At 65.5% G+C, this 16,144-nt stretch carries 14 protein-coding genes; 7 read left to right on the top strand and 7 right to left on the bottom strand.

Annotation, left to right across the window (positions count from 1 at the left end; genetic code table 11):
• Positions 1-3 precede the first annotated feature (3 nt).
• Positions 4-1,503, bottom strand: coding sequence for an L-piperidine-6-carboxylate dehydrogenase (gene amaB / locus NCR93_RS16710; RefSeq protein ID WP_033536131.1), 1,500 nt, complete (start codon positions 1,501-1,503; stop codon positions 4-6).
• Between the two features lie 198 nt (positions 1,504-1,701).
• Between amaB and NCR93_RS16705 the strand changes: the two genes are divergently transcribed.
• A complete protein-coding gene (locus NCR93_RS16705; RefSeq protein WP_008353462.1) occupies positions 1,702-2,337 on the top strand; it encodes a helix-turn-helix domain-containing protein in 636 nt (211 codons plus the stop codon).
• 278 nt (positions 2,338-2,615) lie between these two features.
• On the opposite strand, the gene NCR93_RS16700 is transcribed toward NCR93_RS16705, so the two are convergent.
• Genes NCR93_RS16700 through NCR93_RS16680 form a run of 5 tightly spaced genes read right to left on the bottom strand, consistent with a single transcriptional unit; the run spans position 2,616 to position 8,453 of the window.
• On the bottom strand, positions 2,616-3,437 hold the full coding sequence (locus NCR93_RS16700; protein ID WP_175979296.1) for an IclR family transcriptional regulator: 822 nt from the start codon (positions 3,435-3,437) through the stop codon (positions 2,616-2,618).
• Positions 3,438-3,495: 58 nt separating this feature from the next.
• Entirely contained in the window at positions 3,496-4,317 is an 822-nt protein-coding gene (locus NCR93_RS16695; RefSeq protein WP_175979295.1) for a sugar phosphate isomerase/epimerase family protein, read from the bottom strand.
• Between the two features lie 13 nt (positions 4,318-4,330).
• The gene (locus NCR93_RS16690; RefSeq protein WP_175979294.1) at positions 4,331-4,942 is read right to left on the bottom strand and encodes an NIPSNAP family protein; all 612 of its coding nucleotides are present in this window, start codon (positions 4,940-4,942) and stop codon (positions 4,331-4,333) included.
• Entirely contained in the window at positions 4,939-6,678 is a 1,740-nt protein-coding gene (locus NCR93_RS16685; RefSeq protein WP_175979293.1) for an FAD-dependent oxidoreductase, read from the bottom strand. Before NCR93_RS16685 ends, NCR93_RS16690 begins: the two co-directional genes overlap by 4 nt.
• On the bottom strand, positions 6,675-8,453 hold the full coding sequence (locus NCR93_RS16680; protein ID WP_175979292.1) for an FAD-dependent oxidoreductase: 1,779 nt from the start codon (positions 8,451-8,453) through the stop codon (positions 6,675-6,677). The genes NCR93_RS16685 and NCR93_RS16680 overlap by 4 nt, the downstream gene beginning before the upstream one ends.
• A gap of 94 nt (positions 8,454-8,547) precedes the next feature.
• Between NCR93_RS16680 and NCR93_RS16675 the strand changes: the two genes are divergently transcribed.
• From NCR93_RS16675 to NCR93_RS16660, 4 genes are all read left to right on the top strand, one after another.
• Entirely contained in the window at positions 8,548-9,435 is an 888-nt protein-coding gene (locus NCR93_RS16675; protein WP_175979291.1) for an NAD-dependent epimerase/dehydratase family protein, read from the top strand.
• A gap of 67 nt (positions 9,436-9,502) precedes the next feature.
• Positions 9,503-11,197, top strand: a complete 1,695-nt coding sequence (locus NCR93_RS16670; protein WP_175979290.1) for a SulP family inorganic anion transporter — start codon at positions 9,503-9,505, stop codon at positions 11,195-11,197.
• 174 nt (positions 11,198-11,371) lie between these two features.
• The gene (locus NCR93_RS16665; protein WP_008353472.1) at positions 11,372-12,199 is read left to right on the top strand and encodes a shikimate dehydrogenase family protein; all 828 of its coding nucleotides are present in this window, start codon (positions 11,372-11,374) and stop codon (positions 12,197-12,199) included.
• Between the two features lie 257 nt (positions 12,200-12,456).
• Entirely contained in the window at positions 12,457-12,921 is a 465-nt protein-coding gene (locus NCR93_RS16660) for a hypothetical protein (RefSeq protein WP_175979289.1), read from the top strand.
• On the opposite strand, the gene NCR93_RS16655 is transcribed toward NCR93_RS16660, so the two are convergent.
• Positions 12,888-14,237, bottom strand: a complete 1,350-nt coding sequence (locus tag NCR93_RS16655; protein WP_250532264.1) for a hypothetical protein — start codon at positions 14,235-14,237, stop codon at positions 12,888-12,890. The genes NCR93_RS16660 and NCR93_RS16655 overlap by 34 nt on opposite strands.
• Before the next feature lie 382 nt (positions 14,238-14,619).
• Here NCR93_RS16655 and NCR93_RS16650 point away from each other — a divergent pair, with 382 nt between their 5' ends.
• Together NCR93_RS16650 and NCR93_RS16645 are read left to right on the top strand one after the other, a co-directional pair.
• Entirely contained in the window at positions 14,620-15,465 is an 846-nt protein-coding gene (locus tag NCR93_RS16650) for an alpha/beta fold hydrolase (RefSeq protein ID WP_175979287.1), read from the top strand.
• A 200-nt stretch (positions 15,466-15,665) separates the two neighbouring features.
• Positions 15,666-16,142, top strand: coding sequence for a hypothetical protein (locus tag NCR93_RS16645; protein ID WP_175979286.1), 477 nt, complete (start codon positions 15,666-15,668; stop codon positions 16,140-16,142).
• Positions 16,143-16,144: the final 2 nt, after the last annotated feature.

Raw genomic sequence — 16,144 nt, 5'->3', positions numbered from 1 at the left:
GCCTCAGCTCAGATTGAAGTCGATGCCCTGCGCGAGCGGCAATTCCGACGAGTAGTTGATCGTGTTGGTCGCGCGGCGCATGTAGGCTTTCCAAGCATCCGAGCCCGATTCGCGGCCGCCGCCGGTTTCCTTCTCGCCGCCGAATGCACCGCCGATCTCCGCGCCGCTCGGCCCGATGTTCACGTTCGCGATGCCGCAGTCGCTGCCCGATGCGGACAGAAAGCGCTCGGCCTCGCGCAGATCGGTGGTGAACGCGCACGACGACAATCCGTGCGCGGCGGCGTTGTTCGCGGCGATGGCTTCGTCGAAATCCGTGTAGCGCATCACGTAGAGAATCGGCGCGAAGGTCTCCTTCAGCACGACCTCCGTCTGCGACGGCATTTCGACCAGCGCCGGGCGCACGTAGTAGCCGTTTTCGTGGCCCTTCACGGTCACGCGCTCGCCGCCCGTCACCTTGCCGCCTTCGCCCTTCGCCTGTTCGAGCGCGTCCTGCATGCGCGCGAACGCCTGCACGTCGATGAGCGGGCCCATCAGCACGCCCTGCTCCAACGGATTGCCGACGGGCACTTTGGCGTAGAGATCTTTCAGACGCGCGACGGTTTCGTCGTAGATGCTTTCGTGCACGAAAAGACGCCGCAGCGACGTACAGCGCTGCCCTGCCGTGCCGACCGCCGAGAACAGGATGCCGCGCAGCGCGAGATCGCGATTGGCCGTCTGCGACACGATGCCCGCGTTGTTGCCGCCGAGTTCGAGGATCGAGCGGCCGAAGCGTTCCGCGACCGCGACGCCGACCTTGCGGCCCATTTCCGTGCTGCCCGTCGCGCTGACGATGTCCGAGCGCTTGTCCGCGACGAGCGCCGCGCCGACCTCGCGCCCGCCGATGACGACCGACGCGAGGCCCGCAGGCGCCGCGCCGAATTCATCGATGGCATCGCGCAGGATGCGGTCGACGGCGAGCGCGGTGAGCGGCGTTTTCTCCGATGGCTTCCACACGACCGCGTTGCCGCACACGAGGGCGAGCGCCGCGTTCCACGACCACACCGCGACCGGGAAATTGAACGCCGAGATGATCGTGCACACGCCGAACGGATGCCACGTCTCCGCCATGCGATGACCCGGCCGCTCCGACGCGATCGTCAGGCCGTACAACTGGCGCGAGAGACCGACGGCGAAATCGCAGATGTCGATCATTTCCTGAACTTCGCCCAAGCCTTCCTGGAGAATCTTGCCCGCTTCGAGCGACACGAGCCTACCTAGCGCCTCCTTCTTCTCGCGCAGCCGATTGCCGAGCAGGCGCACGAGTTCGCCGCGGCGCGGCGCGGGCACGTTGCGCCACGAGGCGAACGCGGTGCGGGCGGCGGCGAGCGCGGCGTCGACGTCGGCGGTGGTGTTCTGCTTCACGCGGCCGATGACTTCGCCCGTGATCGGGGAAGTGACGGCGATATCGCCGTCGGTGACGAGGCTCGCGATGCCGAGGTCGGAAAGAATCGATTGTGCATTCACGATGAAAGTCCTTGCGAAGCGGGTTCGTTCGTCGGAGCAAAAGTTTCTGATAAGAAACTTTCGGAAGTCAGGAGACTATACGCGCTGCCGATGGCGCTCACAACAGCCGTCAATATTAGGGTTGTCACCAGATGCGGGCCGTTCGCCGCCGTTTTGCGCGATGTTATTATCGGAAACAAAGCGCTCCCACACGTTCCCATGTCCAGCCCCGGCACTAAGAATTCGCCCGAACAATCCGCCTCCGATCTCGGTGCCCGCGTGAAACGCGCGCGGCTCGCGCACGACCTGACGCTCGAAACCGCGAGCCGGATGTGCGGCGTGTCGCGCTCGGCGCTGTCGAAAATCGAGAACGGGCTGATGTCGCCGACCTTCGACGTGCTTCAGAAAATCGTGCGCGGCCTGCAGATCGATCTCGCCGAACTCTTCGGCACCGCGCCCGCGCCGAATGCGAGCGGCCGGCGCGCGCTCACGCGCCGCAACGAAGGACAGCGCCACGCGTATCGCGGCTATCAGATGGAATTGCTCGCCACCGAACTCGCGCACAAGGCGATGCTGCCGTTTCGCATCCGCATTTCGGCGCACACGCTCGATGCGTTCGACGACTGGGGCCGTCACGAAGGCGAGGAGTTTCTTTACGTGATCAGCGGCAGCGTGTGCCTCTATTCCGAACTCTACGCGCCGACGCATCTGCATGCCGGCGACAGCATCTACTTCGACAGCCGCACCGGCCACGCGGCGATTTCAACGAGCGACGAAGACGCCGAAGTGCTGTGGATGGCCACAGGCGGCGTGCCGGCGCCCTCATCCGCGCGCGATGCCGTGGACGCCGGCTGACGCGTTCATCGCAGAAAAGACGCATCGGCATTTCGTTCGGGCCGACGGTGAAGGTGCAGACCTCGTGGATATCGGCGGGATTCGTCGCGAGTTGCGCGGTGAAGTTCGCCGTCAGCATCGACACGACGAGACGCATTTCCACCGCCGCCAGACAGTGGCAAATTCGGACACGATCGGATCGAGTGGAGTAGGCATTTCAAATTCTCGTTTCATGATGAAAACGATGATAATGCAGGCGTTTTCCCCGCGTCCCCTCGTCCATTCGGGCTAATCCAGCATCAGCCTGCACTGACAGCCTTCCCCTCCACCTTCGCCGCCGACCGCTTGAAATAGGGCGAACTCAACGTCGCCGCGCCCATGTCCGACGCCGCTTCCAGCAGCGCGGGCGCGAGCTCCTTCAGACGCGCCTCCGGCAAACGGCTCGTCGGCCCGGCGAGGCTCACGACGCCCACGACGACGCCCGTCACCGGATGATGAATCGGCGCGGCCATCGACGTCATGCCGGCCTCGTACGTCTCGCTCGCGATGCCGTAGCCGCGTTTGCGCGCCGCCTGCAGATCGGCGAGAAACTGCTGGATCGTCTTCGGCGCCTTCGGTCCGCCCGAGCCGGGCTTGCCGAGCCCGCCCTGCTTCGACACGAGTTCGAGCGCCTCCTCATCGGAAAGCGACGACAGCCACGCCTGTCCGCTCGCCGTGCAATGCAAGGGCGGCTGGCTGCCCATGTCCGGGTCGTAGCGCAGCCCCGACTTCGCGCCCTGCGCCTTGCCGACGAACGTAATGTGATCGTCCTCGACGACGCCCAGCCGCGCCAGTTCGCCGGATTGCGCCGCGAGCCGGTCGAGCACGGGCTGCGACACGTCGAGTACGCCGCCCGTCGACAGATAGATGAGCGCGAGCGACACGAGCTTGAGCGCGAGCATGTATTCGCCGTGATCCTCGTCCTGCCGCACGTACCCTTCGTCGATCAGCATCGCGAGCAGGCGATGCGTGCCGCTGCGAGGAATATTGAGCGTGTCGGCGATGGCAGCGAGTTGCATCCGCCCGCCGTTTTTCGCCAGCAATTCGATGATCGACAACGCCCGCTCCAGATTTCCCGCCATCTTTCAGTCTCTCGAAGTTCCGATGATTCGGAATGAGAACACGATTCCACCTCGGAATTCAACCGGCGTATGTTTCCTCCAGCCATGCAATCGTCGCCTCGCGCAGACGTTTCGCACGCGTGAGCGCGCTCGCCGATTTCGCCCATTCGTTCATCGGCACTTCGAGCGAGAGCGGAAGATCGTCGGGCAACGCGCGCAGAATGCCCGCGAGATCGAGGCCGCCCTCGCCCGGAATCATCCGCTCGGCGCGCGCCTGATGCAGCAACGTTTCGAGATCGGTCGGGCGCTCGGCGGGCGCGTCGCAGAACTGCACGTAACCGAACCATTCGCGCGGCAATTCGCGCAGCGTTCGCGTCGACGATCCCGTGCGGTCGAAATGGATCGGATCGACGATGAGGCCCGTATTCGCGCGCTGCGCCGCTTTCACGATGCGCGCGCCCTGCACGATGTCTTTCGCGTCGGTCCAGGGCATCGGTTCGAGCGACGGCGACAGGCCATACGGCTTCGCGAGATCGCACAGCGCGGCGAGCCGCTCGGCCGTGCGGGCCCCGTCGGGATCGTTGCCCGCGACGAGCACGTAGCGCGCGCCCAGCTCGGCGGCGGTTGCGAGCATCGGTTCGTAATCGGCGACGTTCGTGTCGGGCTTGAGGCGCAGGATTTCGGCATCCAGCACGCCGATGCCGGTATCGCGCAAAGCCGCGAGCGTCTCGCGTTTCAGCGGCGTCGCGCCGACGATCTCGTGGCGCACTTCCGTATCGGTCGCGGGCACGAGGCGCAGGCCGACGAAGTCGTAGCCCGCCTGCGCGGCGCACTCGACCATCTGCGGCGGCGTCAGTTCGAGGATCGTCAGCGCGGACAGAGATAGCTTGCGTCGTGACATCGGCAATCTCCGGTTAGCGCAGCGGCGAGAACGGCGCGGGCACGTAGATGGTCGATTCCATCGTCGTCAGATGCGCCGGTCCGCCCTTCGGCGGCCAGATGCCGTCCTTCACGGCTTCCGCGCGAATCCGCGAGCGCTCGTCCACGCTCTTGTACGGCCAGATGTTGAGAAAGCGCGGCACGGTGCCGTCGAGCGCGTACATCGCGCCGATGAGCGGCGAGCGTTTCGTGCGCTCGGGCACGGCGTTCTGCCATGCGTCGATCGTGTGTTGCAGGCTCGCGAGCTTCGTGCCGTAGACGCGCATCTCGTAGATGCCGCCGTGCACGGCCGGCTCGATCGGCGGCAGGAAGGGAAAGAGCGCGTAGCTGTTCACTTCGACATCGGTGATGAACTCGCCGCAGCCGAACGGATTGCCTTCGAGCAGCAAGCGCCGGCGTTCCCCGATCAGCGCCGCTTCGGATTCGAAGCCGCGCAGCACCATGACCTTGCCGAGCGCGCCGATATCCGAATACCAGCAGCCGAGCAGCTTCGAGCCGGGCGCATCGCCGCTTGCCTTGATGTTTTCGAAGACCTGCGCGTTCGCGCCGATCTTCACCGTCAACGTGACCGTGTCGTACAGAGTCATTGCAGAGTCCTTGCCTGATTGAAGTTGGAGAGATTCGTGATGCTGTCCTCGCGCGCCGGTTCGGCCAGTTCGAGGCCCGCGAGATAGCCGAAGGTCATCGCTGGGCCGAGCGTGATGCCGCCAGCGGGATAGTGGCCGCCCATCATGCTCGCGGCGTCGTTGCCGACCGCGTAGAGGCCGGGAATCGGCGCGCGCATGTCGTCGAGAACACGCGAGCGCGCATCCGTCGATAAACCCGCGAACGTGCCGAGGCTGCCCGGCACGATCTTCACCGCGTGAAAAGGCCCATCGACGATCGGCGCGAGACACGGATTCGGCTTGTGCGATGCATCGCCCTGAACGCGGTTATACGGCGTCGAGCCTTTGTGGAACTGCGGATCGAAGCCGTCTTTCGCGTAGCCGTTGTACGTGGCGACCGTATCGGCGAGGCCGCGCACATCGATGCCGCATTGCTGCGCCAGCGCTTCGAGCGTCGGCGCGGACTTGAGATATCCCGAGCGTTCGTAAGGCCGCAGCGGAAACGGAAACGGCTTCGCGAAACCGAGGCCGTATCGGCGCTGAAACCGGTGATCGCAGACGAGCCACGCGCACGTCTCTTCGCCCGGCGACGTCGTGCCGATGAGCGCGGAGATGAAGTCGCAATACGACGACGCCTCGTTCGTGAAGCGCCTGCCCGCGCGCGTGACGGCGATCAGACCCGGCTTCGCGCGCTCGATCAGATGCGGAAACGCGACTTCGCGTCCCGTGGATTTCGGCACGAGCGACACCGGCGCCCACGCGGCGGGCGCTTCGAGCGACGCGTCGAAATGCGCGCCCGCCGCTTCGCCCAGGCGAATGCCATCGCCGGTATTGCTCTTGGGCGCGGCGGACCAGTGCGGCATCACGGGAAACGTTTCGGTCTGCCGCTTCGCGTCGTGCGGATAACCGCCGCACGCGAGCACGACGCCGCGCCGCGCGCGCACGTCGTGCATGACGCCATCGATCTCGACGCGCGCGCCCGTCACGCGATTCGCCTCGCGCGTCAGCGATACCGCCTTCGCCCGCGTGCGCAGATCGACGCCGCGATCCGCCGCCGACTTGAGCAGCCGCGCGACGAGCGCATTGCCGTTCACCAGATGCATCGAGCGCCGATAACGCAGCATGTGCCACGCAAACGCGGCGAAACGCTTCGCGACGTGCCACGCCGACTTCGCGCTGCGCGTCGCGTTCAGGAAGTGCGCGAGGTCTTGTCCCGACGCGATCGCCATGCCCTTGATCGTTACTTCGGCGAGCGGCGGACGCAGCTTGTCGATGAGCGGGCCGAGCTCGCGTCCGTCGAACGGCATCGCGCAGACCGAGCGGCCGCCCGTCGCCGCGCCTTGCGTCGTGTGGAAATCGGGGATGCGGTTGCCGTCGATGAAACGCATCGACGTATTGCGCTCGAAGAATTCGATCATGCGCGGACCGTGCTCGATGAGCGCATCGGCTTTCGCGGCATCGAAATGCGCGCCGAGTTCGCTCTTCAGATACGTGCGCGGCGCGCTTTCATCCTCGACGATGCCCGCGCGCGTCGCGAGCGGATTGCGCGGAATCCACATCCAGCCGCCCGACCACGCGGTCGTGCCGCCGAACACGTCTTCCTTCTCGCAGACGAGCACGGACAGGCCGCGCGTGGCCGCCGTGACCGCGGTCGACAAGCCGCCCGCGCCGGAGCCGAGCACGAGCACGTCGCATTCGAGAATCGGTTCGAGCTTCATTTGGCGTGCGCGTGCATTGAAAGATCGACCGGAAAATCGAGCGCTTCGTCCTGCTTCGGTTGCTTCGCGCGCGACGTCGCGTGGCGCGCCGCGAGGTAGCCGAACGCGAGACCGGGTCCGAGCGTGATGCCGGGGCCGGGATACACGCCGCCCATCACCGATTGCGCATCGTTGCCGCAGGCATAGAGGCCGACGATCGGCCGGTCGTCGCGGTCGAGCACGCGCGCGTCGGTATCGATAACGAGGCCGGTCGCCGCGCCGATATCGCCCGGATAGAGCCGCACCGCATAGAACGGCGCCTGGCCGATCGGACCGAGGCACTTGTTCGGGCCGGTCCAGTTGGCGTCGCCGTTGGCGTTCTGATAATCGGTCGTGCCGCGCTGGAAATCCGCGTCGACGCCGGTTTGCGCGTAGCGATTCATGCGCGCGACGCTATCGGCGAGACCGGCCTTGTCGATATCGAGCTTGTCCGCCAGTTCGTCGAGCGTCTTGCCTTCGACGAGATAGCCATCGGCGAGAAACGGCGCGAGTCCCTTGCCGCCCGGACGCACCATGCCAAGGCCGTACTTGCGCAATCCTTCGGAGTCCGTGACGAGATAGGCGGGCACGGCGGGCGTCGTCCTGTTCGCCGTCTGCATCGCAATCCCGAACAGGTGATACGACGTGTTTTCGTTGAGAAACCGCCTGCCGGACTTGTCGACGGTCATCATGCCGGGCTTGCCGCGATCCATGATGAAGTGCGGAAACACGGCGGTCGTACCGTCGGCGCGCTTGCGCACGGAGACCGGCGCCCAGAACGCGTTCGACAGCCCGCCAACGCCGAAGCGCGCGCCCGCCGCGAGCGCGAGATCCTGCGCGTTGCCGCTGTGGCCGGGCGCGCCGGGACACCACGCCGCATCGGCGCCCGGCAGCATCTCGGCGCGCCGCATCGGATGACGATTGAATCCGCCGCTCGCGAGAATCACGCCGCCCTTCACGTTGACGCGCCGACGCTCGTTGATCTGGCTCAGCGTCACGGCTTCGATGCCATTCGCGCCCGCGTGCAAAGCCTCCACCTTCGTGCTCGTCAGCACGGTCACGCCGCGCTGAAGCAGCGAGTAAAGCAGACGCCCGATCAGCGCGTTGCCCATCACGAGACGCGTGCCGCGCGGCGAGCTCATGCGGTCGCGTGCATGACGCGCGAGCAGTTTCGCCGCGTGCCTGAACGATGCCAACGACTTCGTCATGTTCAAAAGATGCCCGACGTCGTCGCGGTCGACCATCATGCCGCCGAGCACGGTGAATTCGGGAATCGGCGGACGAATCAGCGAGAACGCGCGGCCGAGCTTGCGGCCGTCGAACGGCAGCGGCTCCAGCGCGCGGCCTCGCAACGTCGAGCCTTCGATTTCCGACAGATAGTCCGGATGGAACGGCCGCGCGCGATATTTGACATCGGAGTTCGCTTCGATGTGCGCGACGGCCTTCGGGCCGGCGTCGAGGAACGCGCGGCGCATCGCGGCGCTGCTGCGCTCGCCGACCGCGCGATTCAGAAAGCCTTCGGCATTCGCGGACGAATCGTCGCGATTGACGCTCGCCGCGTGCTTCGACGCGGGAATCCACGTCGTGCCCGCCGAGTACGCGGTCGTTCCGCCGACGTATTCGGTGCTCTCGACGAGCAGCACCCGCGCGCCATCGACCGCCGCGACCAGCGCCGCCGACATGCCCGCGCCGCCCGCGCCGACCACGATTACATCGAAGGTCTCGTTCTGTTCCAGTTTGTCCAGTGTCTCCGCCATGTGCGCGCTTCCTGTAGAACTCTCTTTGATGTTGGAATACTATTCCAGAAACGCGACGTAAGCCAAGTTCTTTTTGAGACGATGGAGAAACGGTATGCGAGTGCTGGTTACAGGCGGAAGCGGCTTTCTGGCAGCGTGGGTCATGCGGCGGCTGCTCGCGCGCGGCATGGATGTGCGCGCATTCGATGTCCGCGAGGACGCGCGCCTTCTGTACGCGCTCGCGCCCGAACGCGCCGGTGACGTGCAATGGCGGATCGGGGATATCGGCGAGGCGCGCGATGTGGCGAACGCGCTCGACGGCTGCGATGCCGTCGTACATCTCGCGGGCGTGCTTACGCCCGCGTGCGCCGCCGATCCTGTGCGCGGCGCGCGCATCGATCTGATCGGCACGCTGAACGTGTTCGATGCGGCCATCGCGTGCAATTTGCGCTCGGTGCTTTACGCGAGCAGCGCGGGCGTCTTCGGCCCCGACGATGGCGCGACGCCCTTTCCGCTGACGCACTACGGCGCGTTCAAACTCGCGTGCGAAGGCTCGGCGCGGGCGTACTGGCACGATCATGGAATCGCGAGCATCGGATTCCGGCCGCTCGTCGTGTACGGCGCCGGACGCGAGACCGGTTCGAGCGCGGGTCCGAGTCTCGCGTGCCGTGCGGCCGCGCGCGGCGAGCCGTACACGATTCCCTTCACGGGCGCGACCGGCCTCGTCTACGCCGATGACGTCGCCGCCGCCTACGAACTCGCGCTCGTGACCGCGTTCGACGGCGCGCACGCGTTCACGCTCGCAGGCGACATCACGCCGATGCAAAGCGTGATCTCGACGCTCGAGCGCATCGCGCCCGGCGCGCGCATCGACGCAGAAGGCGCGCCGTTGCCCATCGCGACATCCTTTCCCGACGATCCCGCGCTCGCGCGATTGCTGCCCGGTCTTCCGAAAACGCCGCTGATCGACGGATTGCGGCAAACCGTGGCGTTCTATCGATAGATGAAGCGGGTCTTGGCACCGCCTGTTCCTTGGGGCACGATCGCCTCTTCAGGAACACGGTGCCAGCATGCAAAAAACGACACTGCTCAAAGGCATCCTGCCGATCAGCCGCGCCGCCGCGTGGCGCGACGCGCTCGCGGGCATCTCGCTCGCATCGATGGACATTCCGCAAGTGCTCGGCTATGCGCGCATCGCCGGCATGCCCGCGGTGACGGGCCTCTACACCGCGTTCCTGCCGCTCATCGCGTTTGCGCTGTTCGGGGCGTCGCGGCATCTGGTCGTCGCGGCCGATTCGGCGACCGCGACGATCTTCGCGAGCAAGGTTTCGTCGATGGCCGCGATGGGCAGCCCGCAATACGTCGCGCTGGCGGGCATGGTCGCGTTGCAGACGGCCGCGCTGCTCCTCGTCGCGCGGCTTTTCAAACTCGGCTTTCTCGCCGATTTCCTGTCGCGCACGGTGCTCACCGGTTTTCTCGCGGGCGTCGGCGTACAGGTGTCGATCGCGATGCTCGGCGATCTCTTCGGCATGACGGTGCCGTATCCGTCCTCGCGCAGTCTCGCCCAGCTTGCTTACGTGCTCGGTCATCTCGTGCACGCGCACGGACCGACGCTCGTGCTCGCGCTGGCCGTGGTCGTCGCGATTCTCGGCTGCAAGCGTTTCGCGCCGCGCCTGCCGATGCCGCTCATCGCGGTAATCGGCAGCATCGCCGCGAGCAAGGCGTTCGATTTCGCCGCGCACGGCATCTCGGTGCTCGGTCCGGTCGATGGCGGCCTGCCCGCGATCCGTTTTCCCGACATCACCTGGCAGCAATCGCTCGACCTCGTGCCGGTCGCGCTGTCGTGCTTCGTGATGATCATCGCGCAGAGCGCCGCCGCGGCGCGGGTCTTCGCGCAGCAGTATCGCGAGGACGTCGATACCAACAGCGACATCCTCGGTCTGGCTGCGGCGAACGCGGCGGCGGCCGTGAGCGGCACGTTCGTCGTCAACGGCAGTCCGACACAGACCGCGATGGCCGACCGCGCCGGCACGCGCAGCCAGTTCGGACAGCTCGTGTTCGCGGCAGTCGTCGCCGTCGTGCTGCTCTTCTTGAGCGGCTATCTGCGCTATCTGCCGCATTGCGTGCTGGCGGGCATCGTGTTCACGATCGCGATCGGGCTCATCAACGTGCAAAGCCTGAAGGACATTCGCGCGGAAAGCCCCGGCGAGTTCGCGCTCGCGCTCATCACGGCGGCTGCGGTGGTCATGGTGGGCGTCGAGCACGGCATTCTGCTCGCGGTGGCGTTATCGCTGCTGCGGCACGTGCGCCACAGCTATCATCCGCACACGATGGTGCTCACGCCCGTCGCGCCCGGCAAACCGTGGCAGTACGAGCCGACGAGGCCCGCCGCGATGACCGCGCCGCACCTGATCGTCTATCGCTTCGGCGCAGATCTGTTCTATGCGAACGATCACTTTTTTGCGTCGGAAGTGACGAATCTCGTCGATACGGCGCCGGACGAGTTGCGCCATTTTGTCGTCGATGCCGGCGCGATCACGGACCTCGATTATTCGGCGGCCCGCACCATCGGCGAACTGGTCGAAACGCTGCGCGCACGCGGCGTCGTCGTGATATTCGGACGCGTGAACCGCTTCCTGCGCAGCGACATGGACCGGCACGGACTGACGCCCGCGCTCGGCGCATCGAACGTGTACGACACACTTCACGAAGCGCTGGCAGCGGCTGGCGCAAGTCCGGGCGCGCACGAGCCGAACGTTCTCTGAATGCGCGTTGGCAGCCGTCTTTCTGCCGGCGCTTTTTGGTGGTCGCGGCTCGGGAAGACCGTTAGTTGCCTTCCTTCAAGTAGCAATTTTGTTGAATAGCATTCCATTTTCAACTAGCATTCAGCGAGTGCGGTCACACTATTTTCCGATCACGGATCAGGAGGCAATCGAGGCATGGCGCAGGACACTTCTTTTTCCGCATCGCTCGATGCGGGCTTGAGCGGCGCGACGCGCGTCTATTTCATCGTCGGCGATCCGATCGCGCAGGTACGCTCGCCTTCCGGCGTAACAGCGGCGCTGCGTGCGGCGGGACGCGATGCAATCGTGATTCCGGCGCACGTCGCGCCCGAAGATCTCGGCGCGTTTTTCGCGGGCATCGCGCCGCTGCGCAATTGCGACGGCGTGATCGTCACCGTCCCGCACAAGTTCAGCGCGACCGAATACTGCCGTTCGCTGACCGATGAAGGCGCGTTCCTCGGCGCGGTCAACATGCTGAAGCGCAATGCCGACGGCACCTGGCACGGCGGCGCGTCGGACGGCATCGGCATGGTGGCGGCGTTGAGAGATGCGGGCTGCGACCCGAAGGGCAAACGCGCGCTGCTGATCGGTGCGGGCGGCGCGGGTTCGGCGATCGGCCACGCGCTCGTCGATGCGGGCGTGGCCTCGCTCGCGATCCGCGATTTCGACGCCGCGCGCACCGGCGCCCTCGCCTCGCGCCTCGCTGCGCTGGGGCGCGGCGCGGTGAGCGTCGCCGACGATTCGGCTGCCGAAACCTACGATCTCATCGTGAATGCGTCGCCGGCGGGCATGCGTCCGGGCGACCCGCTGCCGATCGACGTCTCGCGCCTGCCACCGACGACCTTCGTCGGCGATGTCGTGACCAAGCCGCCGGTCACGCCTTTCATCGAGGCCGCCCGCGCGCGAGGCTGCACGACCGTCACCGGCACGCAGATGTTCGGGCGCGTGTGCGATGCGATCGTCGCGTATCTATTGAAGGGGTGAATCGCGGGACCGTTTGCCGTGCGAGGAATCGGAGCAATCTGGTTCAATCGCGAAACACGATCAGTCAACATTCCCGCCGCGCATTCGCGTCCCTCGCGAAGCGCGCCGGCTTGCAAGCTCCGGAACGAATCGTCGACGAACGCCGCCCCTTCGAAGGCGGCGTATTTCTGCGCCACGTTCCCGCCACGCCGGCGCTAGCGGCCGATTCCACAAGACTCGTGCGCTCGCATCGAGGGCAATGGAAGCAAGAGGCTGGAATGAACTCGGATCGAAAAACAATTCAACGCGTTGCGCGAGCTGGCTTCGCGGCCATCGCATGTGCCGTGCTCGCGGCGTGCGCATCGGGACCGGGCGCATCGGCGCCGCTGCCGGCTGACGGCACGCTCGCGACCGGACGCATTGTCGGCAAACAGTATTTGACGACTGTGTCGACGAACACGGCTTCTTCTTCCGGACCGACCGTCGGCGTGGGCGGCGGCGGCATCGGCGGCAATGGATGGAACGGCGTGGGCGGCGGCGCAGGCCTGAGCTTCGACCTGACGAACCTGTTCCAGAAGGCCCCGGAACAGACCGCGAAAATCTACCGCTACAGCGTGCAGATGAAGGACGGCTCGAAGCGCGACATCGACAGCCCGCTCGATCTCAACGAGGGTGCCTGCGTGACGACGATCGACTCCAGCCAGCCCGGCTACCCGAGACTGACGGGCGCGGACGCCTGCTGATCTTCCGGCGCCGCTCGTCCGATGAGCCGCCCCGACACCGCCGCGGCGACGCGCCTGATAACCGGGGCCCAATCGCCCGGTTCGCGCTGACGAATGAGCCGCACCGAGTCGTACCACGGCTGCGTCTCGTCTTCACCCCAACACCAATGCGACGCGCGATCGATCATCACCAGCACCGGCTTGCCGAGCGCGCCGGCGAGATGCAGCGGCGAACTGTCGATGGTCACGAGCACATCCAGCGCGCTGACGAACGCGGCGGAATCATGAAACTGCTCGCGATAGTCGGGAACGCCGGCGATACGCGCGCCCGCCGAACGCATTGCGGCAATATCGTCTTCGCGGCCCGGCGCAACGGGATGGAACGTGACGTTCGGCAGGCTCCAGAGCGGCGCGAGCGCTTCGACGGGAATGCTGCGCTGGGCGTCGCGACGATGCGTCGGGCTGCCCGCCCACACGAGACCGACGCGCAACGCATGGGTGCCGTCCGATGCGAGTTCGCGCCGCCACGCGTCGATGCGCTCAGGCGCGGCGTGAAGATACGCGCGGCCATCGACGTGATGCGGCAACAGACCGATCCAGACAGGCAGGCTCATCATGCCGACGGTGTAATCGACCGTGCCGAAGTCGTGCGCTTCGATCTGCACGCAGTCCGGCACGAACCGCCGCACCAGCGGATACAGCGCCGAACGCACCGCCAATAGCGCCGCGCCGCCGTTTCTTCGCACGCCCTCCGCGAATTGCGGAAAGTACCGCACGAATTGAATGTCGTCGCCGAGGCCGAGTTCGCTGTAGACCACGACGCGCTTGCCGTCGAGCGGCTGCCCGCGCCAGCCCGGCGCGAGCCGCTCCATGCGCGCGACGACGCCGTTGTCGCCCTGTTGCGATGTGCGGCGATCGAAGCGCATCCAGCCGCTGCGCCACGCGCCGCGCCGCAATTCGAGGTCGGCGAGATCGACGGCGAGCCAGGCCGCATCGGGCGTCTGCGAGAGCGCCAGACGGTACATCGCTTCCGCTTCGCCGTAGCGCGACTGCTCGTTGAGGTACATGGCGATTGCGCCGGTCACGTGACCATTGTCCGGATGATGCCGCGCGGCCTCGCGCATGATCGCTTCCGCCGATACGCTGTCGTGACGCAGCCAATAGCAATGACTCAGTTGCCAGCGAAGCTCGTAGTCTCTCGGGAATCGTTCCAGTGCTTCGACGCAGAAACGTTCGAGCGCGAGCCAGTCGCCCGAGCGGCGGATGTCGAGCGCGACGGCCAGCGCGTGGGCCGCATCGGACAAAGAGAGCGGAGGTGCGAATGAATCGGAATACATGAATGACTGCAATAGAACGGTGTTTGAAACGCGTGCTGAGTTTATATGAATCGAGGTTCATAGGAATACCGAAAAGCACGAGATAAATCCGAAAATAGCAATGCCGGATCGTTTAATCTGCATATCGAACTATCTTCAGGTCATGCTGAAATGCAGTGATTCGAATCGGCGATTGTGTGCGGCGCGGCGCTTTGCCATACTGAGTTCATTCGCCCTGTCTCCTCAAGCGTCCGCACTCGACTAACGAGCCCACAAGCGGACGCTCTCGCCGCCTCCCCGGGCGGCGTTTTTTTGCACGCGGCCTATTACCTCTGGCGTAATTGTCCGGCTCACTTTCTCCTGCGACGATGCACTCACACTGTTCATCGACGAGGAGACGGAAATGCCTGCAAAGCACTCACGCCCAGGTTTTATCGCGACCGCAGACGGCGTCGAATTGTTCTATCGCGACTGGCATCCGCAAGGCACGCCGGGCAACGGCAGGACGATCGTCTTCGTTCCGAGCTATTCGCTGCCAGGCGACATGTGGGCCTATCAAATGCTGTCGCTCGCGCGACAGGGCTTTCGCTGCGTCACCTACGACCGGCGCGGCCACGGACGATCGAGCGATCCGGGCGGCTGCTACGACTACGACACGCTTGCGGACGATCTCGCCGCACTCATCGATGCGCTCGATCTGTCGGACGTGACGCTCGTCGGCTATTCGATGGGCGGCGCCGAAGCCGTGCGCTATCTGACGCGTCACGGCAGCACGCGCGTTGCGCGCCTCGCGTTGATCGCTTCGACCTTGCCGATGCTCGCGAAGACGCCGGACAATCCCGACGGCATCGACCGCGCCTATACCGATGCCTTCCTGCACGACTTGACGACGGACTATCCGCAATGGCTGGCCGACAACGCGCGTCCCTTCGCCGGGCCGGGCGCGTCGCAGGCCATGATCGACTGGATTCGGGAAATGGCATTGCGCACGTCGCATCAGGCGCTTTTCGCGTGCAACGAAACCGTCAATCGCGGCGATTTCCGCAACGAGTTGCGCGACATCGACGTCCCGACGCTCATCGTGCAAGGCAATCGCGACGAATCGAATCCGCTCGAACTGACTTCGCAGCGCACGGCGCGCCTGATTCCGAACGCGCGGCTCGTCGTCTATGAAGGCGCGCCGCACGGCATCTTTCTGAGCGACGCGGCGCGGCTGACGGCGGATATCGGCGCTTTTGCGTCGGCGTAGCGATTGGCGCTCTGTTGCGGCGGCTTAATAACAGGCTCGGCGTTTGTCGGATAAGCGCTGAGTCCTGACGCGTTTGAAAACACTCATAACAATAGACTCTGGAAGAATCCCGGCACACCATAGCACTGCGAATCGACATTCCACCGCGCGGCTCTGCAATCGCCGCGCAATCCGCCCCACGTCCACCGGAGTCCATCGCAATGATCTTCCACGCCTCCATTCCCGCCCACGATCCGAAACACGTCGCGCAAGTGCTCGCCGAACTGTGGGATGGCTTCGCCGCGCCCTTCTCGCCCTTTCCCGGCGCGTGGATGGCGGTCGCCGGCGACGATCGCGGCAGCATCATCGAGGTCTATCCGAGCGATCAGGTCATCACGCCGGGCGGCGGTCACGAGGAAAGCGTCAGCTATGGCGCGGACACGGTGAAGCGCCCGCAGTACAGCGCGTTCCACATGGCCATCGCGACGAAGCTGAACGCAGAGGAAGTCATCGCGATCGGCGAACGCGAAGGCTGGCGTGCGGTGCGCTGCACGCGCGGCGACAACTTCTTCCACGTCATCGAATTCTGGATCGAGAACTCGACGATGCTCGAATTCCTCACACCCGACATGCAGGCCGAATATCTCGCCTTCGCGACGCCGGAAAACTTCAAGGCGATGGCCGCGGCTGCGGCCTGACG

This window comes from Caballeronia sp. ATUFL_F1_KS39 (assembly GCF_023630985.1).
Lineage (GTDB): Bacteria > Pseudomonadota > Gammaproteobacteria > Burkholderiales > Burkholderiaceae > Caballeronia > Caballeronia zhejiangensis.
The sequence above is the reverse complement of the archived record's forward strand: the minus strand, read 5'-3'. Positions and strand labels throughout refer to the sequence as shown.